This is a genomic window from Rossellomorea sp. NRS-1567 (genome assembly GCF_050467885.1).
GTDB lineage: Bacteria > Bacillota > Bacilli > Bacillales > Bacillaceae_B > Rossellomorea > Rossellomorea aquimaris_C.
Genome location: NZ_JBITPL010000025.1, coordinates 51,711 through 69,095 on the forward strand (window position 1 = coordinate 51,711; position 17,385 = coordinate 69,095).

Annotated in this window: 20 protein-coding genes and 1 pseudogene; 7 read left to right on the forward strand and 14 right to left on the reverse strand. The window is 41.9% G+C overall.

Annotation, left to right across the window (positions count from 1 at the left end; genetic code table 11):
* Positions 1-66 precede the first annotated feature (66 nt).
* Complete coding sequence (locus ACIFOD_RS18360; protein ID WP_113971264.1) at positions 67-261, reverse strand: hypothetical protein; 195 nt, start codon at positions 259-261, stop codon at positions 67-69.
* Positions 262-424: 163 nt separating this feature from the next.
* Between ACIFOD_RS18360 and ACIFOD_RS18365 the strand changes: the two genes are divergently transcribed.
* Complete coding sequence (locus ACIFOD_RS18365) at positions 425-796, forward strand: YtxH domain-containing protein (protein WP_430315810.1); 372 nt, start codon at positions 425-427, stop codon at positions 794-796.
* Positions 797-1,173: 377 nt separating this feature from the next.
* The gene (locus ACIFOD_RS18370) at positions 1,174-1,749 is read left to right on the forward strand and encodes an HTH-type transcriptional regulator Hpr (protein WP_113971262.1); all 576 of its coding nucleotides are present in this window, start codon (positions 1,174-1,176) and stop codon (positions 1,747-1,749) included.
* Between the two features lies 1 nt (position 1,750).
* Here ACIFOD_RS18370 and ACIFOD_RS18375 read toward each other — a convergent pair whose 3' ends face one another.
* Positions 1,751-2,080 (reverse strand): DUF1878 family protein, encoded by a 330-nt coding sequence (locus ACIFOD_RS18375; protein ID WP_430315811.1) that lies wholly within the window; start codon positions 2,078-2,080, stop codon positions 1,751-1,753.
* Between the two features lie 194 nt (positions 2,081-2,274).
* Here ACIFOD_RS18375 and ACIFOD_RS18380 point away from each other — a divergent pair, with 194 nt between their 5' ends.
* From ACIFOD_RS18380 to ACIFOD_RS18390, 3 genes are all read left to right on the forward strand, one after another.
* Entirely contained in the window at positions 2,275-2,811 is a 537-nt protein-coding gene (locus ACIFOD_RS18380; RefSeq protein ID WP_397553277.1) for a DUF3267 domain-containing protein, read from the forward strand.
* 32 nt (positions 2,812-2,843) lie between these two features.
* The gene (locus tag ACIFOD_RS18385; RefSeq protein WP_430315813.1) at positions 2,844-2,969 is read left to right on the forward strand and encodes a hypothetical protein; all 126 of its coding nucleotides are present in this window, start codon (positions 2,844-2,846) and stop codon (positions 2,967-2,969) included.
* Positions 2,970-3,049: 80 nt separating this feature from the next.
* Positions 3,050-3,229, forward strand: coding sequence for a hypothetical protein (locus ACIFOD_RS18390; protein WP_034763303.1), 180 nt, complete (start codon positions 3,050-3,052; stop codon positions 3,227-3,229).
* Positions 3,230-3,447: 218 nt separating this feature from the next.
* Here ACIFOD_RS18390 and ACIFOD_RS18395 read toward each other — a convergent pair whose 3' ends face one another.
* From ACIFOD_RS18395 to ACIFOD_RS18405, 3 genes are all read right to left on the reverse strand, one after another.
* On the reverse strand, positions 3,448-3,534 hold the full coding sequence (locus ACIFOD_RS18395) for a YjcZ family sporulation protein (protein WP_113971259.1): 87 nt from the start codon (positions 3,532-3,534) through the stop codon (positions 3,448-3,450).
* A 126-nt stretch (positions 3,535-3,660) separates the two neighbouring features.
* Complete coding sequence (locus ACIFOD_RS18400; protein WP_032089274.1) at positions 3,661-3,744, reverse strand: YjcZ family sporulation protein; 84 nt, start codon at positions 3,742-3,744, stop codon at positions 3,661-3,663.
* Between the two features lie 87 nt (positions 3,745-3,831).
* The gene (locus ACIFOD_RS18405) at positions 3,832-3,918 is read right to left on the reverse strand and encodes a YjcZ family sporulation protein (RefSeq protein ID WP_138777695.1); all 87 of its coding nucleotides are present in this window, start codon (positions 3,916-3,918) and stop codon (positions 3,832-3,834) included.
* Positions 3,919-4,105: 187 nt separating this feature from the next.
* Between ACIFOD_RS18405 and ACIFOD_RS18410 the strand changes: the two genes are divergently transcribed.
* A complete protein-coding gene (locus tag ACIFOD_RS18410; RefSeq protein WP_430315815.1) occupies positions 4,106-5,062 on the forward strand; it encodes a peptidylprolyl isomerase in 957 nt (318 codons plus the stop codon).
* Positions 5,063-5,113: 51 nt separating this feature from the next.
* Here ACIFOD_RS18410 and ACIFOD_RS18415 read toward each other — a convergent pair whose 3' ends face one another.
* The 7 genes and pseudogenes from ACIFOD_RS18415 to ACIFOD_RS18445 all read right to left on the reverse strand — a co-directional run bounded on the left by ACIFOD_RS18415 (position 5,114) and on the right by ACIFOD_RS18445 (position 14,366).
* Complete coding sequence (locus ACIFOD_RS18415; protein ID WP_430315817.1) at positions 5,114-5,293, reverse strand: sporulation YhaL family protein; 180 nt, start codon at positions 5,291-5,293, stop codon at positions 5,114-5,116.
* Between the two features lie 131 nt (positions 5,294-5,424).
* Entirely contained in the window at positions 5,425-6,366 is a 942-nt protein-coding gene (gene yhaM / locus ACIFOD_RS18420; RefSeq protein WP_113971256.1) for a 3'-5' exoribonuclease YhaM, read from the reverse strand.
* Positions 6,367-6,553: 187 nt separating this feature from the next.
* Positions 6,554-7,768: pseudogene (locus tag ACIFOD_RS18425) on the reverse strand (MFS transporter); the annotation flags it as partial.
* Positions 7,769-7,873: 105 nt separating this feature from the next.
* Positions 7,874-10,849 (reverse strand): ATP-binding protein, encoded by a 2,976-nt coding sequence (locus tag ACIFOD_RS18430; protein WP_430315819.1) that lies wholly within the window; start codon positions 10,847-10,849, stop codon positions 7,874-7,876.
* Positions 10,850-10,866: 17 nt separating this feature from the next.
* Positions 10,867-12,075 (reverse strand): metallophosphoesterase family protein, encoded by a 1,209-nt coding sequence (locus tag ACIFOD_RS18435; RefSeq protein ID WP_430315821.1) that lies wholly within the window; start codon positions 12,073-12,075, stop codon positions 10,867-10,869.
* Between the two features lie 148 nt (positions 12,076-12,223).
* The gene (locus ACIFOD_RS18440) at positions 12,224-13,474 is read right to left on the reverse strand and encodes an ABC transporter permease (protein WP_430315823.1); all 1,251 of its coding nucleotides are present in this window, start codon (positions 13,472-13,474) and stop codon (positions 12,224-12,226) included.
* Positions 13,467-14,366 carry an ABC transporter ATP-binding protein gene (locus tag ACIFOD_RS18445; protein ID WP_430315825.1) on the reverse strand — a complete coding sequence of 300 codons (900 nt, stop codon included), beginning with the start codon at positions 14,364-14,366 and terminating at the stop codon, positions 13,467-13,469. The genes ACIFOD_RS18440 and ACIFOD_RS18445 overlap by 8 nt, the downstream gene beginning before the upstream one ends.
* 186 nt (positions 14,367-14,552) lie before the next feature.
* On the opposite strand from ACIFOD_RS18445, the gene ACIFOD_RS18450 reads away from it, so the two are divergent.
* The gene (locus ACIFOD_RS18450) at positions 14,553-14,738 is read left to right on the forward strand and encodes a YhzD family protein (RefSeq protein ID WP_113971251.1); all 186 of its coding nucleotides are present in this window, start codon (positions 14,553-14,555) and stop codon (positions 14,736-14,738) included.
* 115 nt (positions 14,739-14,853) lie between these two features.
* Here ACIFOD_RS18450 and ACIFOD_RS18455 read toward each other — a convergent pair whose 3' ends face one another.
* A complete protein-coding gene (locus ACIFOD_RS18455) occupies positions 14,854-15,648 on the reverse strand; it encodes an enoyl-CoA hydratase (RefSeq protein WP_397553271.1) in 795 nt (264 codons plus the stop codon).
* A gap of 116 nt (positions 15,649-15,764) precedes the next feature.
* Entirely contained in the window at positions 15,765-17,378 is a 1,614-nt protein-coding gene (locus ACIFOD_RS18460) for a long-chain fatty acid--CoA ligase (RefSeq protein WP_430315827.1), read from the reverse strand.
* Positions 17,379-17,385 lie beyond the last annotated feature (7 nt).

Consider the following 17,385-nt stretch of genomic DNA (forward strand, 5'->3'; position numbering starts at 1 on the left):
TTTAATCATAGTAAAGCCCTCCATTCATTGTGAATCGCCACCTGAATGGAGGGCTTTTTCTATATCTTACTTGACTGCAACCCATAAGAGCACTCCAATCAAAAAGGTGATCACCCCACCGGACCCCATTATGGCAGCACGCTTTTTTAATATATTCTTAGGAGGATACATACCCGGCCTTTGAATGGAAATGAAATTATACACCATACTTAGAAATAAGACTGCACAGAGGGCAAAGAAACCAAAGATTATCCCGTCCATCGATTACAACCCCTCCTTTACTCCACCTCTTACCTTTATTTTTATGCTGCAAATAAGAAAGTTATGAATTGACTTGTTTTAATCTGTTTTAAAAGGGAAAAGGAGAATACATGTCGATTGTAGAAATAGAGTATTATAGAACTAGAAGAACGAGGTGATCATAGTGAACAAGAAATCCCTGGCTTACGGGCTTTTAATCGGTGGAGTGGTTGGAGGAGTAGCATCCCTTCTTACGTCTCCTTCATCGGGGAAAGATATCCGGGCACAAATCAAGGACAAGAAAGATGAATGGACTGGAGTAATCGAAGAGATGAAGGTGAATATTGGCGAATTGAAAGATTCCATCGGCACCCTGTCTCAGGAAGGAAAAGAAACGGTCATGCAGCTTTCGAAAGATCTTCAAGCTTCTTTCAAACAATGGCAGGCTTCGACAGAGCCAAATAATCGAAGACTTCAGGAAGAAATCCAATCCATCCAAAGAACCATTGAAGACTTGGAAAAATCGATTAACTCAGCAAATACACCGAATCAATAACCAGATCCCCACAGCCCTTTTCACTAATGATGAGGAAAGACTGTGGGGTTTTTTTGATGAAATAGGGATTATATCGATTCTGAAGAAACATGTTTTGAAAAAAAATTATTATCCCCCGTCTTTTCTTTCAATATAATAATTACATGAAAAAATCCCGTCATTACAGTATCCATCCACCCATCAACCTCTGTTTTTCACAGTATGTCCAAACCAAAAATTATATACTTCGAAAAATTTTGTCAATTTAACCTTTATTAATTATTACTTTATTGGCATAATAAAATATAAGCGCTTTCTTTTTTGTACTAGTTGTTTTAGTAAGTCATTTTGGTACTACTTAGATTTAAAAAGATTTTCTAGCAAAGTGGGTGAATGAGATGAAGGAAAGAGAATTTACTTTGAAAGAGGCTATGCTCTTCAGTCAAAGGATGGCTCAGCTTAGTAAAGCTCTGTGGAAGGCCATAGAAAAGGACTGGCAGCAATGGATCAAGCCATACGACTTAAATATCAACGAACATCATATTCTCTGGATTGCGTATCATTTAAAGGGTGCTTCCATTTCAGACGTAGCCAAGTTTGGTGTTATGCACGTTTCAACTGCATTTAACTTCTCCAAGAAATTAGAAGAACGGGAATTACTACAGTTTTCTAAACGGGAGAACGATAAACGGAACACCTATATTCAATTGACGGCTAAAGGGGAAAATATACTTCTTGAGTTAATGAAGAACTATAAGCCTGAGAGCCACTCAATCTTCCAGGGAGTTTCCCCATTAAGGGAATTATATGGAAAGTTCCCTGAAATGATTGAGATGATGACCGTCGTGCGAAATATATATGGAAATGATTTTATGGAGATATTCGAAAAATCGTTTCATAACATTGAAAATGATTTTTCTGATGATAACGGAAAACTGGGGGAATTATTTCAAGATGAAGAAGAATTGGCTTGATCTACATGCTCTTCTTTAACTGTTTCATCAAAGCTGGATAAATGTCTTGAGCTAAACAGCTATCAACCACTTCATGAACCTTCAGCTTTGAATGAAGCTCTTCTTCAAACTCTTTGAAAAGCGGAGTATTGTACACGAATCCTTCCGCTTTTTGCTTTTGGAGTTTCATGCTCAACCTATCACAAACTATAAAGAACTCCTTCACTTCTCTCTCCGACAAACCCATACGAATGATCATTCGATGAAATGGAAAACCATTTTCGGGGATCATCTCCGCCATTAACCGTTGATAATACTCGAGTTTCTCTATACGTTTCAGTAAATCATTCATCTTAATCACCCTTCAATCATTGCAAAAAATTCTCATACTCTCATTGTACAAAACTATAACATACCTTTCCCAAAAAGTTCTTCTAAAAAATATGAAAAAATCAGCCTGAAATGTATTGATTTTTTCCGGCAATCGTAATAAAGTATGTTAGGCACTTAACTATGATTTATTCGTCTAATGGAGGCGATTTTTTTATGCATTGCTGGAAAACAATCAATCTGGAAAAACAATTCGGATTTTACCGAGTCTTTTTACTTTCATCCATCATCATGATGATGGTATTCTCATTAATATACGTACCAATTAACTTACTATTTCCAAGTGCATTCTATGATAACCATTTCCTTGTGTTCTTCATAGGAATGTTGAGCATCTATCCGTTGCATAAGTTTTTTCACATTGTACCGATACTACCCTTTGTAAAAAAAATGAAATGTAGATGCAATCGGAAACTATTCTTTTTACCGATCGTTTCTTTGCGAGTAGATCAGCCTATCTCAAAATACCGTTATATGCTTGCCCTGGTGGCACCATTCTTTGTGTTGAACGGGATTTTGCTATACGGATGCATCCACTTTCCGCACTATTCTCATTACTTTACAATGCTGCTTGCATTTCATTCAGGAATCTGTGCCATTGACTTTATTTATGCAAAGCAACTCATGGATTCCCCAAAGAATGCATTAATTGAAGAGAACGATGATGGATACGAAATATTGATTTATCAGTAAGGATGATGGACGGCCATTGAAACACACACTCGATGGAAGAAATCATCCTTCTGCTTTTCTCAGGTATTTTCACGAAGATTCTTCATTTACTGATCGAAAATTCCTGGGTGCACTTGGACGGAATGGTAAAAAGAATGCAAAAAGCCTTATTTGCATGATTAATGCAATACTCTCGCTACCAATTAGAGAAATTATTTGGTAATGTATAGCTTAAAGGAGATAACGGGGAGGGGTTTGGATGATCTCCATGTTTTTAGTGTTTGCTGTTTTCATCTTATTCTATATAAATAAAATGACAAACGCATTATGTTTACAAAAAGAAATACCTGAAGAACGCCAACCAAAGGTGTTTAGAACCATCAATATCCTAATCACCATACTACTGGTCTCTTCTTATATAGAAATTCTCTTTACATAGAAAAGCGGAGGCGGCTCGTTCAGAGGCGACAAGCATAAGGTAAACCTACCGGAAAGGCGCTCTTTGCCTTTTTGGTAGGTTTACCTTATGACCTCGAGCCTCTAGCCGCCGGAGCTGGACAATCAGAAAAGCGGAGGCGGCTCGTTCAGAGGCGACAAGCAAAAAGCAGATCCGGAAAGTCAGGATCTGCTTTGTTTTTTCTATAAGTCATCGTTTAATTAATAAACGTATGCTGCACCAATGATGATTAACAAAATGAATAGAACAACGATTAACGCAAATCCTCCGCCGTAAGCACCTGACATCTGCGCTTCCTCCTTTCATGTATGAAAAAGCCGCCTAAATATGAATAAAGCAAAAGGGGCCGCCTTTCTAAAGGTATTGCCCCCTCTACAGTCTTTATCCGATAACTTTAAACCCTGAGGCTAAAATTATAGCCATGCTGCACCCACAATGATTAACAGGATGAACAGTACTACGATTAACGCGAAACCTCCGCCGTATGCATTACCCATAACTTTCCACCTCCTTTGAAGCGCTAATTTATCTTATTCAAGTTAGCTGCCGTTTGTTTTAGGCTAATGTCATAAATTTAATTTTTTTTAGCAAATAAATGCGGCACCAACGATGATTAATAAGATGAACAGCACTACGATTAACGCGAATCCGGAATTGTATCCACAGCTCATATTTATTACCTCCTTTTCTCTCTTCGCTCTTATCATATGAAAGTACCTAGGAAATGGGTGTGTAAAATGCCCATTTTTCTGAAGATTAATATGGAAAATATTTTTTTTCATGGAAAAAGTATGTTATAGTATGGTTTGTAGAAATTTGACAAGCCATCAAACGAATATATTGTAGGAGTTGGTCACCATGAAAAAATGGATCATTTCAGTATCATTGGCTGCGGGAGTCGTTGGACTTGCAGGATGCAGCGGAGACGGTGCTGAAGGAAACAGTGAAGTTGTTGCAACAACAAAAGCTGGAGACGTAACAAAAGATGAACTTTACAAATCAATGAAGCAAAAATTCACTCCACAAATGGAACAAGCCCTTCAAGAATTGGTTTATACGAAAGTACTTGAAGAAAAGTATGACGTGTCGAAAGAGGAAGTTGACGAAAAGCTGAATGAAGCCAAAGATCAATTGGGACCTCAATTCGAAATGTTCTTACAACAATATAATCTTGATGAAAAATCGTTTAAAGAATACTTAAAGCTTCAATTACTTCAAGAAAAAGCTGCGATCTCTGACGTGAAAGTTACTGAAGAAGAAGTAAAGAAATACTACGAGACATGGAAGCCTGACATTCAAGTTCGTCACATTCTTGTAGATGATGAAAAAACAGCTAAAGAAGTGAAACAAAAATTAGCTGATGGTGGAAAATTTGAAGAACTTGCAAAAGAATACTCTAAAGATCCTGGTTCTGCTGAAAATGGCGGAAGCTTAGGCTGGGTAGACAATGCAGGACGTCAAAACTTCGTACCTGAATTCTCTAAAGCTCTGGACACTTTAGAAAAAGGCAAAGTGAGCGAGCCGATCAAAACAGAATATGGCTACCACATCATTGAAGTGACAGATAAAAAAGAAAAGAAATCCTTTGACGAGATGAAAAAGGAAATCGAAAAAGAACTGAAGCTTTCGAAAGTGGATCCTCAAAAAATCCAGGAAGCGATGAAAGCTGAAATCGAAAAAGCTGACTTAAACATTAAAGATAAAGATCTTAAAAAAGCATTTGATCAAGTGCTGAACCCTGCGGCTGCACCTGAAGGCGGAGAAGCTCCTGCTGTACCTGAAGGAGAAGAAGCTCCAGCACCTGCCGAAGAGTAGACCAAAAAGGCCTGACGGATCCACTCCATCAGGCCTTTTTATTCTCTATGATCAAGACGTAAGTTGACGTCTCCGCTCCTTCTCCTCTTTCATACGATGAATGTAGACTTCTCCTTCTTTCTCTATCCACTCATCTTCCATATTCTTTTCTTCCTTAGCTGATTTAATCGTCATAAAGGCACTCCCGAAAATCCCTGCTACAACCAAGTACATCCAAATAGGTAGTGTCATTTGCTTCATCTCCTTATAGGTTTGTCCTCTTTATTAACACTATATGTAGTGAAGAGATAAAACATAACTGGATTTAATCTTTTATTCTACTAAAAAGACCCCGCTCCTTTATCCGGGGTCTAACAGGTTACCTATTTATGAAAAGTCGGTTTATAGAATGAACGATTATCAAGGGCAAATACTCTTTCTGTATACTCCCCTGGTTTCACCCGTTCCAATGCACGATCCAGCATATTCATCTTTGCATCCACGTTATCGATGTAATGCAGGATTTCAGCTTCACGAATGAGCGGCGGCTTAGGACTACCCCATTCCGCTTTTCCATGATGACTCAATACGAGATGTTGAAGGATCATCACTTCTTCCCCTTCAATTCCAAGCTCATCTGCAGCTTTTCCAATCTCGTTCACCATGATCGAAATATGACCGATCAGATTCCCTTCAATCGTATACGTAGTAGAGGTTGGACCTGAAAGCTCTATGACTTTGCCTAAATCATGAAGAATGACCCCGGCGTACAATAGGTCTGAATCCAGGGATGGATACAGTCCTGCAATGGCCTTCGAGAGGTCCAGCATCGATACAACATGATACGCAAGGCCTGACACAAATTCATGATGATTCTTGGTAGCCGCCGGATATTCCAGGAAAGGCTTCTGATATTTTTTAATCAAGTGCCTTGTGATGCGTTGTATATTTGGATTTCTCATTTCAAAAATATACTGAGTGATTTTACTCGTCATTTCCTCAATGCTTACTGGCGCCGTTTCCAGGAAGTCCGAAATGGCATAACCATCTGCCGGGGAAGCCGGGCGAATCTGCTTGATCTTGAGCTGACTCTTTCCACGATAACTATGTATGTCTCCAACAACCTGTACGATTGTTTCAGGTTGGTATGCCTTCTCATCCTGCTCAGAAGCATCCCAAAGCTTAGCTTCCATGTTTCCACTCTTATCTTGCAGAATCAGCGTTAAAAACGGCTTACCTGTATTTGTCGTGCCTTTGGTCATTTGTTTAATTAATAGGGGTAATTCGATTGTTTCTCCGACATTAAATTGGGTAATCCCAGACATCTCTTCTCCTCCGTCCAACTATATTAGTAGTAGTTTCAGTATATCATATTTCGATAGAGTACAGGGGTGGAAAGGGTTGGAGCGTGATGCGGGCCAGGATTGTGCCAAACGATGATCAAATTCCAGAGGTCCGTCCCTCTCTTTCCACAACAAAAAAACCGCCCCCACCCGGAGACGGTACTAAAGCCTAATTCACCAATGCTTTTTTTTGTTTCTTGCTAATCCAGACTTTCGTCGCTACCAGTCCTACGAGCATAATGAATGCTCCGAAGAAGTAGGGAATATGTATATTCCACTCAAACAGTGTCCCGGCAAGTAACGGTCCAGCGACATTACCAAGACTGAGAAATGAGTTGTTCAGCCCCATGACGGTCCCCTGTCGTTCTCCTGCCAGTTTTGAAATAAGGGAATTCAACGATGGACGGAGCAAGGAGTTTCCGACAAAGAAAACGGCGGTTGTGATCAAGACCCCTACAAAGTTAGTGGCAAATGTCATGATGACAAATCCCAGTGCACTGAGGAGCAATGAGCCGGTTACGACCTTTTCCTCACCGAAGATCTTCGTCGCCCTTCCCACACCCACTCCTTGAACAAGAGTACCGATGATACCAATGATCAAAATGATGATCCCGACTTCCTGTGGACCATAGCCATATCGTTCAAGTGCATAGTAGCTGAAGATTGATTGGAAATTCGCCAATCCAAAGCTCATGATGAATACGAGTACCAACAGAAACCCGACCGGACTCATCACCGCATTCTTCATGACCACGAAGCGGTTTTCACGTTTTTCATTCGGGTCAAAGGTTCTTTTTTCCTTTGGATAGGATTCCGGTAATATGATGACCGAAACGATTGCTGCAATGGAGGCGGCGATCCCTGCAAAGATAAATGGATAGGAGAGATTGATTTCTGCCAGCCATCCTCCGATTCCAGGCCCGATGACGATTCCAAGACCCATGGCGGCACCAAGGATCCCCATCCCTTGCCCCCGATTGTCCTCATCCGTAACATCTGATACATAGGCCATGGCAGTCGGCATTAATGCTGAGCCGAAAACGCCTGCCAGGATCCTGGACAGAAATAGCATCCATAATCCTACAGCAAAGGCAAAAATGAATTCAGCTATGGCAAACCCTATCAGGCCGATGGTGATTAATGGTTTCCTCCCGATTCGATCAGATAACCGTCCCCAGATAGGAGCAAATAAAAACTGCATAAAGGCAAATACAGCCACCAACGCTCCAAGCGTTTGAGCATTGGCGTTGAATTTTTCGACGTAGAAAGGAAGAATGGGGATGACCAGCCCGATTCCAACCATGACGATAAATAAGTTAAAGCTCAGTAGTGCCAGCGGTCCCCGATTTCGTTTGGACCCTTTTGTTTTTGTCATACTATGTGTTCCTTCTTTCTGACTTTCATTTCATTCCCGTGCTCGTGTAAACAAACTCCTTGTAGTATTGTAACGAATCTGAGAAATTATTGCCAATTCAAATTCTTTAAAGAATCATGCATTTCGGATCGATTCCTTATCCATTCGCTTTAACACGATCATTTCATCCTTGGTAAACTCATTTCTTATATGAGAATGGCAGGTGAAGAACAGAGTCTGATGGTTCGTTGCCATTTTCCTCAACAGCTTTAGAAATGCGTTCGTTCTTTCCCGATCAAAGTTGACTACGCCATCGTCGATCATTACCGGCAATGGGTACTTGTCCCGGAAAGATTGAATGAGGGCAAAGCGAATCGAGATGTATAACTGTTCTTTCGTTCCTTGACTGAGTTCCACTGCATGGAAAACTGCACCGTCCTTCCTCTCTACCCTGATCATCTCATCATCCCGTAAGAAGATCCGTAGATAGTGCCCTTCCGTCAGCTCTCTAAAGTTCTCCTCTGCAAGCTCCATCACTTTAGGCATCTTCGATTTCTGGTAAAGATCCATTGTTTTCCTTAAGGCCACTTGTGCTAACGTATATTTGGACCAGTCATACGCAAGTTCTTGAAGCTCAGCCTTTTTGCTTTGAAACTCCTGAAGGATCGTGGAGTAGCTCTTTCCTTCCTCCAGCACTTTTATTTCATACGAAATGGTAGCGAGCTCTTTTTGATGAGCAGAGAGCTCAGTTGAAAGCTCTTCGATTCGTTTCGATACCCATTTTAATTTTTTTCTGCTATCTTCCTCTGAATCAAACCGAAGAAACGTGTTGAGTGTTCGTTCGGTCAGCCTCGTTTTCATTCCATTATATTGAGCCGATAGGTCCATTCTCTCTTCGGCGTGAAGTTTTTTTTCTCGAAATTCCGTTTCTTCCATGCACCCTGCAGATTGGAGAAGCGTTCCAACCTCTTCACGGATCTTTCCACCTTCAATTCTGAGCTTCTCTATCTCGAAAGAAAGAGGCTCGAGCTCCGTTTGGATGCTATTGATTATGAGGGTTTTCTTTTCAATATCCTGCATGATTCCCTTCAGTTTAATTATGGCCTCATCCACTGTGGTAAACGTGAGAGAGTGTCGGTGGAACCATTCCTGACAATGGTCCCTATACTCATTCAACTTTCGGACCACATATTCTTGTTCTTCTTTAAGTTGGATATAAGCCTCATAATTCGAGACGGTCTCTTTCATTTTGACAAACGCATCAGGCAGCCACTTCCAGTGAAAATCAGAAGGTAAACAGAGCTCTGATTTCAGACCGGATATCCTCTCATCTCCTGAAACAATTTCTTTCTCTACTTCCTTCTGTTTTGCATGGAGCTTCTGGAGTTTTGCCTGTTGCTCTTCTAATGAAAGAATTCGCTGCTTCCACTCGTTCCTCAACTCCATTTGCTGCTTTAGGCTTTGCTCAGCCCTATCCAAAGAGTGAAATTCCATTTGACCTTCCGGCTGAAACTCTTTTGCTCGTGCTTTAGTTTGTTGAAGGATGCTGGATTCTTCTCTCAGATTACCCCTCGCCTGCATTCCCGATGCACCTACTACAATGAGAAGAAGCAAGCTGATACCGATAATGAGCCCATTTCCGTTCACGATTGCCCATGACCCAATCCCGAATAAAAGAAGGAGTGCTGCACCCATTAAGAAGAGCTGCCGGGAGAAGGAGGACTTTTTTCTGATGAAACGTTCTTCAGCCTCTTTCACTTGCAGGCTCATCCAATGTGCCTGGTCCCGTGAAGCTTGCCGGGAAGATTCCATTTTCACCGTTCTTTGCAATTCTTGATACTCATCTTCTTCCATCAGCCGGTCCTCTAAGCTATCACACTTCCTTTCGATGTTGTGAAGTTCTTCTTCTTCCTCTTGGTAATGCTTCTGAAAGCTTTCCCGTTCATGAAGGAGCTTTGATTGCTGATCCAGTGCGTTTTGAATACGGTCAGACATCATTAAGCTAGTATCCAGGGCCGGGATGTCCTCCATCTCTATTGTTAATCCCAATTCACGGATCGTAGCGTTGATCTTACTACGCACCGTTTTCAGATCTCTGCTCCGTTCACTGCTTTCTTCTTTCCATTTCATATAAAAAGACTGTTGAGACAATATCTTTTCTATAAAAGGAAGGTCTTCAACCAGGGAAGGATCAATCACTTCTGACTCTAATTTATCATGCAGATTTTCTTGTTTCGTCACCAAGGTTTCAAGATATGCCGACACTTGTCTTTCTTCCGTTTTAAGTTCGTTTAAACGCTCTAATCCTTTTGCAGGAAACTCAATTGTTTCCAATTGGGTAAGCCTCTCCTCCACTCCTTTGAAGCTAGTGAGTGCTTCCCAGTTTTCATTAACTGAAATCAGGTTCTCTTTCTTTTCAGCAAGAGATGCCTTTTCGGTCTCTAAGGATGAAATCCGGGTTTCTAACGATTTTTGCTTTGCTATGAGAGGACGGTATTGATCATTTTTTTCTTTTCCTTCCTTTACTTGTTTTTCAAGGAGTTTTAATTGTGTCAACACTGCGTTGATCATCGGCTTTCTTCCCGATTTCTTAAACAGCTGTTCCCTTTCTTTCTGCCAATTCTGTTCCATCTGTAACAGGAGGTCCGTCCCTGTAGAGCCTGCAGAGAATAGGTAGCGGTTCAGTTCATCTTTTTTGAGGCGCTGAATGTTTTGCAGGCCTTCGAGGTTGAATGAGAATATGTTTTGGTAAGTTGTCCTGTCCATATTTCCGAGCAGGTGTTTAAGGGTTTCTTCTCCTTCGGTTCTTCCGTCCTCGAATTGAACGGTCACGTCCCCTGTGGCCTTCCCTTTAACCCGCTCGATAGTGAGGAGTCCTTGTCCTTCCATGCTGCAAAGAATTCTCCCCCCATACTCTGTAGTAGATTTCGGTTCATACCTGAGAAGGGATTGCTGCTTCGTCGGAAACCCGAACAAAATGCTATGTATGAACGACATAATCGTTGATTTACCAGCTTCGTTTTCCCCATAGAATAATTGAAGGTCACCCATCGTATAGTGCTTGTTTTCTATTTTTCCGTATCCATAAATATGAAGTTCGAGCAGTTTCACCCCATTCACCTCCACGATCAGCCTTTATCTTGTAACAAGTGCTCTGTTTCTTCTATTAAAGATTTCTTCTCTTCTTCCTTTAAGGGATCCAGAAAGCGGTAAATAGAAGGGTGCTCAAACAGTTCTGCCAGGGCATCCTTCCATTCTTCTTCACCCATGTTTTCCAGAGTCTCCATTACTTCCTGTTTGAATGGATCCTGTTCCATTCCACGACTTGCTTGTGTATGATTCCATCGTATTGAATGAATCCACTTCAACCCCCGGTGACTCTCGTATTCTGACTGCAATGCTTCCAGTAGATCACCATTTTCTATTTTGCCAGCCATGTCTTGAGGGAGTGATTCATCATCCGTCAAGATCACCTCAATTAACACATCCCCTTCTTCAAGAGATTCCAGAGCTTGCTGGATACGCTGAAAGATTTCCCCAAAGCGCTGAACACCCTGAAGGGATACGGTGCATGTCTTCCACATCAAGTCGTGAGTCGGGATAAATGTTAATTCTGTATGGTGATGATCAAGCACCACTTCATAGCATCCTTTTTCACCTGTTTCTTTTCGATGTCTTCCCTGGATGTTACCTGGATACACGATGTAGGGCTCTTCGTGCAGAATCTGCCGCTCATGGATATGCCCCAAAGCCCAGTAGTGATAATTCTTCTCCAATAGTTCCCTTACTGCAAAAGGAGCGTACGTTTCATGTGAAGAATGCACACTTCCTTCGCTTCCATGGAGGATGCCTATCGTATAGCGGTCAACGGAACGTTTGGGATAATCAGCAATCCTTCTCTCCTGGATATGTCTTGTACCATAGCTGAATCCGACTATATCCACAGTTGTCCCATTCTTTACAGTAAGCTGTTTCGCTTCTGTTTCTGTGTTAAAAATATGTATGTTATCCGGCATATCGAGCTCTAATCGAAAGCTTCCAAGATGATCATGATTCCCGTGAACAACGTATACAGGAATGTTGTTTGAATGTAACAGCTTGAATTGCTTCAATAATTTCGCCTGCGCACGAATGCTGCGATCTTCTTCGTCAAACAGATCCCCGCTGATAATCATGAAGTCAATTTGTCTATGAATCGCTTCCCTTACCACTTTTTCAAAAGAGGCAAAGGTACTATTATGTATTCGTTCGAACAATTCTTTCGGTAAATGTTTTAGTCCGATAAAAGGACTATCAAGATGTAGATCTGCTACATGAAAAAACCGGATCTTCCCCATGAAGTTCCCTCCCTGCACTACGAATATACGTTCTTATATTCTTTCATTATATCCTAAAACCGGCGATAATTTCAGTATATATTCAACATTTCACGCGATTCATAGAGAAAGACTGCCCCGGACGACGGAGACAGCCTGCTCTTACCTATTATTTTTTCGATGTGATATCGATTGCTTTTTTAATATCTTTATATGAATTAGATTTTCCGTATAGGAGCACTCCTCCGCGATACACCCTTGCTCCAAATACTCCAAGAATAATGATCGTCACAAGGAGGACCACAATTCCTATAACGGGTTCATACACTGGAAGATTCAGCATCCCTACACGAAGGAACATAACCATCGGTGTAAAGAACGGGATATACGAAGTGATCGTGACAAAACTGGATTCCGGATTTCCAAGACCGAACATGGAGATGAAGAATCCAATCATGATCAGGAAGGTCATCGGCATGATCATCTGCTGTACATCTTCGATTCTACTGACAAGAGATCCCAGTAATGCAGCCAGCGTTGCATACAGGAAATACCCTAATAAAAAGAATAAGACCGCATATATGATGACACCTACAGATAGAGATTCAAATCCGAATCCTTCAAAGAAACCCCCGACCAGTTCATCTTTCTTTTGAATCATTGTAAAATAGCCTACAGCCAGGATTACGGCTAACTGTGTTAACCCTGCGAGGCCGATTCCAATAATTTTGGCAAACATTTGTTTCACCGGGGAGACACTCGATATGAGGATTTCCATGACCCGGGAGCTTTTCTCTGTCGCGACTTCCATGGCTGTCATGTTGGCGTAAGCGATGACAGAGAAATAAATAAAGAATAATAGAACATATACAATACCCCTTGCCTGACTTAGTTCTTCTTCAGACTTGGCTCCTACAACAAGGGCTTCCTTCTCAAAGGCAACAGGAACGCTAAGAAGTGCCAGCTCTTCACCGGAAAGCTCCAGAATACTTGCAGCCAGTGAAGACTTTACATTTTGCAGGGCGATTTGTAATTCCCCGGTCACATTGGACTCTGATAACGAATTGGATTTATACAGAGCTTGTGGAAGGCCTTCAGCGCTTTCACTCAAAATGAGTAATCCTTTTATTTCTTCAGATTCTATTTTCTTTTCGATTTCTTCCATCGATTGAGTGGCAGGTTCAAGCTCAATCTCGCTATTCATGATCTCCAGCTGTTGCACAAGCGGATCATACAGCTTGCCCGTTTCGTCCTGAACCGCTATCTTACTCGTGTCATCATCACTGAAGTTCGATATGATACTGTCAAAATTGGCCAATAATACAAGGGCTGCGGCAATGATGACGGTGGATATGATAAAAGATTTAGCCTTAAGCTTAGATAAATAAGAGTGACTAAGGATCAAGAAGAAATTATTCATAAGAAGTTCCCACCTTTTCTATGAAGATATCGTTCAGGGAAGGTTCTTCTAATTCGAACTTACGAAGGAATCCCTTTTGAACAACATCATGAAATACCCCCTGGGCAGCAGCCTCAGACTCGACCTGAAGAAGCACTCCTTCCGTTGTTTCTTTCAGCTTCGTCACTCCTTTCAAATCCTTCAGATATAGAAGATCAAAATCGGAGTGAATCACCACATTCTTCTTCCCAAAAGAACGCTTGATCTCCTTCAAGCCACCATGCACGACGGGACGCCCTTTATGCATGATGCACAGGCTTTCACAGAGCTCCTCCACATGCTCCATGCGGTGACTGGAGAACACGATTGTCGTTCCATTATTCTTGATTTCCCGGACCGCATCCTTTAACAGTTCAACATTAACCGGATCGAGACCGCTGAACGGTTCGTCGAGAATCAGTAAACTGGGCTTATGAATAACCGATGCGATAAACTGTATTTTTTGCTGATTTCCTTTTGAAAGTTCTTCTACTTTCTTGTTGACGTTTTGAGGAACATTGAATCGTTCCAGCCAGTAATCCAGTTCCTTCAGGATAATCTTTTTCTCCATCCCACGAAGACGGGCCAGAAAGACGATCTGATCGCTCACCTTCATTTTCGGATATAGTCCTCTTTCTTCAGGCAGATATCCAATTTCCGGACTTGTAGAATAATCGATCCGTTTCCCTTTCCACGTAATCTGCCCTTCCGTTGCATCTAACAACCCTAACACCATTCGAAATGTCGTCGTCTTCCCGGCCCCATTGGCGCCCAGGAACCCAAACATTTCACCCGGTGGGATGTTCAGTGACAGCTGATCAACTGCTGTAAATTGTCCAAACCGTTTGGTTACCTGTTGTATATTCAAACCCATTTCAGCATTTCCCTCCCATACCCATAAAACGAGCATCTTTTTTCTCTCTAGTACTCTACGATTCTATCCAAAAAAGGTTTCATTTTCCATCCTTTTTTCTTTATCAAACTATTTAGACTTTCCAAAAAAATGATAATATGAAAAAATAAAAGAGTACATGAATTCTATACAAAGGGGTATATCACAATGAAAGTATACAAATTGACGGTTTTTGAAAAAGACGGAAAAAAGATTCTGGATGAATCATTCGAAGCTTCATCCGACAGCGACGCAAAGAAAATGGGAGAATCCATGTTAGAAGAAAAGGGGTACTCCGATCATACTCATCGCTGTACTTCTCCTCTGGGGAAACTGTTGTTGTTTCATGTGTAAGGCTTACATCCTGCATTGCGGGTCACGTCAAGTGGCTTGTAATGCATTTTTAAATTAAAAGGCTGAATGTATAATAAAAAAGAACCAACCCCTTCAGGTTAGTTCTTTTTAACTATTATTCTCCCTTAAATTCAGGTCTTCTTTTCTCCACAAATGCGCGAATGCCTTCCTGGTGATCCGAGGTTTGGCGCATGAGCCATTGCCCTTCTTTTTCCAGATCAAGTGCCCGCTGAAGTCTTTCTTTGTTTAATGTGACATATACATCTTTCGTTTTCAGCATCGCCTTCGTCGGTGCACTTAATACTTGTTTTGTATAGCGTTCTATGCCTTCTTCCAATTTTCCTGAAGGAATCGCTTCGTCAACCAGTCCCTTCATAAGAGCCTCTTGCCCTTCCAATACTTTACCGTTCCAAATCAATCGTTTCGCTTTATGTGTTCCCAGGCGCTCCTGCAGAAGAAAATGACTTCCACCATCCGGAATCAGTGCGATGCCGATAAAGTTCATGGCGAGCTTGCTGTCTTCTTCACACAAAATATAGTCGGAGCAAAGCGCCAGGCTGAAACCAAGACCTGCAGCAGCACCATGTATACCTGTTAGAACAATTTTCGGCATGGTGTAAAGCGTCATCACCAGTTCACTGATGGTATCCATAATACTTGAGAACTGTTCTTCTCCGCTTAATGAAAGCATGGATTTAATATCTCCTCCAGAAGAAAACCCCTTTCCTTCCCCTGTCAGGACCAATAAAGAAATCGATGGGTCATTTTTCACTTCTTTTAACGCAGCCAGGAGCTCTCCCATAAGCCCTGCATCCAACGCATTCAGAGATTGAGGCCGGTTCAGCTGAAGCCTTGCCACCTTACCTTCTTTATGTAATTTTACTGTTTCGTATTGATTTGACACTGTCAAAAAAATCCCTCCCCTTTCTTCTAGCATAGCGTAATATCCTATTTTTAGGAATCATTATTTTGAATAGTATAATAATTCAAAAGAGAGGTCGACTTCGTACCGACCTCTCATACGATTTATGTTTGTTTCATTTTAACCTGTACTTGATCCCGCAAGGCTCTCTTCAAAAATTTACCTACTGACGTTTTGGGAATCTCATCAAGGAACAGTATCTCATCCGGCAGCCACCATTTGGCAAACTGTGGTTTCAGAAAGTCCATGATTTCTTCTTTGGACACATTTCCTTTTCCCGAGTCTCTTAACACCACACAAGCGATCGGGCGTTCCTGCCATTCTTCATGGGGAACGGCAACTACCGCTGCTTCGAAGATATGTTCATGTGCCATGAGGGCATTTTCAAGGTCTACAGAAGAAATCCATTCCCCACCTGATTTGATCAAGTCCTTTGTGCGGTCAACGATTTTAATGTAGCCCTCTTCGTCGATGGTGACCACATCACCTGTATACAGCCAGCCATCACGGAATGCTTCCTGTGTTCTTTCATCTTCATAGTATTCAGAAGCAATCCAAGGACCTCTCAGGGCAAGCTCTCCCATTTCCTTTCCATCCCAAGCCACTTCTCCGTCTTTCCCGACGATTTTCATGTCTAGTCCAGGGACGAGAATCCCTTGCTTTGCTTTCAGATCAAGCTTTTCTTCTGGGGAAAGATCATCATGATAGCTTTTCGAAGCAGCAATCACGGCAAGCGGACTTGTTTCCGTCATTCCATATGCATGCATGAACGGAATGCCGAATTTCTCTTCAAAGGTTCTAATCATTCCTTTAGGAGCCGCAGAACCCCCGCATAGAACGGAACGAAGGCTGGAGAGATCATATTCATTTTTCTCTAATTCATTGAGCAAGCCAAGCCAAATGGTCGGGACCCCTGCAGAGATGGTTACCTTCTCATCCTGCATTAACTGAGCCAGCAATCCAGGAGTGAAATATGGTCCAGGAAGAACCTGCTTCGTCCCGAACCACACCGAGGCAAATGGAAGTCCCCATGCATTCACATGGAACATCGGTACGACAGGCAGGGCCACGTCTCTTTCACAAACACCAGTGGTATCAGCAAGCCCCAGCGCCATGGCATGCAGGACGATTCCACGATGAGAATAAATGACCCCTTTAGGATTTCCGGTTGTGGCTGAGGTGTAACACATCCCGGCAGGAGCATTTTCATCAATGTCAGTACGGAATTGGAAAGCAGGGTCGCCTTCCTCCAGCAATCTCTCATAATGATAAACCGGTTCCAAAGTGGTTTCCGGCAAGTCTCCATCGGTCATTACAATGAACGCTTTGACTGTCGGTATCTGGTCTTTGATTTTTTCAATGAGCGGTACGATGTCTGAGTCGATGAGCAATACCTGGTCCTTGGCATGATTGATGATATATACGATGTGCTGAGGTGATAAGCGAATGTTGATCGTATGTAGGACAGCCCCACTACAAGGAATCGCAAAATAGGATTCAAGATGTCGATGGTGGTTCCAGGCAAGTGTCCCGACCTTATCCCCTTCTTCAACCCCAAGTTTTGATAGGCTGCTTGCAAGTCTTCTTGTTCTTTCTCCCCACTGTTTATACGTGAAGCGGCTTATTCCGGACTCAGTACGTGAAACAATTTCTTTGTTAGGAAAATACTTTTCGGCTCGTTCAATCATTTGTGTCAAAAGCAGAGGTGTTTGCATCATATTCGAT

What these genes read in the sequence shown, in the direction of transcription:
- yhaM (WP_113971256.1), bottom strand. Translation starts at nt 6,366, where the DNA reads ATGTCTGGGATTACCCAATTTAATGTCGGAGAAACAATCGAATTACCC.
- ACIFOD_RS18400 (WP_032089274.1), bottom strand. Translation starts at nt 3,744, where the DNA reads ATGGGTAATGCATACGGCGGAGGTTTCGCGTTAATCGTAGTACTGTTC.
- ACIFOD_RS18385 (WP_430315813.1), top strand. Translation starts at nt 2,844, where the DNA reads ATGGAAGAAATCATCCTTCTGCTTTTCTCAGGTATTTTCACGAAGATT.
- ACIFOD_RS18380 (WP_397553277.1), top strand. Translation starts at nt 2,275, where the DNA reads ATGCATTGCTGGAAAACAATCAATCTGGAAAAACAATTCGGATTTTAC.
- ACIFOD_RS18390 (WP_034763303.1), top strand. Translation starts at nt 3,050, where the DNA reads ATGATCTCCATGTTTTTAGTGTTTGCTGTTTTCATCTTATTCTATATA.
- ACIFOD_RS18415 (WP_430315817.1), bottom strand. Translation starts at nt 5,293, where the DNA reads ATGACACTACCTATTTGGATGTACTTGGTTGTAGCAGGGATTTTCGGG.
- ACIFOD_RS18440 (WP_430315823.1), bottom strand. Translation starts at nt 13,474, where the DNA reads ATGAATAATTTCTTCTTGATCCTTAGTCACTCTTATTTATCTAAGCTT.
- ACIFOD_RS18450 (WP_113971251.1), top strand. Translation starts at nt 14,553, where the DNA reads ATGAAAGTATACAAATTGACGGTTTTTGAAAAAGACGGAAAAAAGATT.
- ACIFOD_RS18405 (WP_138777695.1), bottom strand. Translation starts at nt 3,918, where the DNA reads ATGAGCTGTGGATACAATTCCGGATTCGCGTTAATCGTAGTGCTGTTC.
- ACIFOD_RS18460 (WP_430315827.1), bottom strand. Translation starts at nt 17,378, where the DNA reads ATGATGCAAACACCTCTGCTTTTGACACAAATGATTGAACGAGCCGAA.
- ACIFOD_RS18435 (WP_430315821.1), bottom strand. Translation starts at nt 12,075, where the DNA reads ATGGGGAAGATCCGGTTTTTTCATGTAGCAGATCTACATCTTGATAGT.
- ACIFOD_RS18410 (WP_430315815.1), top strand. Translation starts at nt 4,106, where the DNA reads ATGAAAAAATGGATCATTTCAGTATCATTGGCTGCGGGAGTCGTTGGA.
- ACIFOD_RS18370 (WP_113971262.1), top strand. Translation starts at nt 1,174, where the DNA reads ATGAAGGAAAGAGAATTTACTTTGAAAGAGGCTATGCTCTTCAGTCAA.
- ACIFOD_RS18360 (WP_113971264.1), bottom strand. Translation starts at nt 261, where the DNA reads ATGGACGGGATAATCTTTGGTTTCTTTGCCCTCTGTGCAGTCTTATTT.
- ACIFOD_RS18375 (WP_430315811.1), bottom strand. Translation starts at nt 2,080, where the DNA reads ATGAATGATTTACTGAAACGTATAGAGAAACTCGAGTATTATCAACGG.
- ACIFOD_RS18395 (WP_113971259.1), bottom strand. Translation starts at nt 3,534, where the DNA reads ATGTCAGGTGCTTACGGCGGAGGATTTGCGTTAATCGTTGTTCTATTC.
- ACIFOD_RS18445 (WP_430315825.1), bottom strand. Translation starts at nt 14,366, where the DNA reads ATGGGTTTGAATATACAACAGGTAACCAAACGGTTTGGACAATTTACA.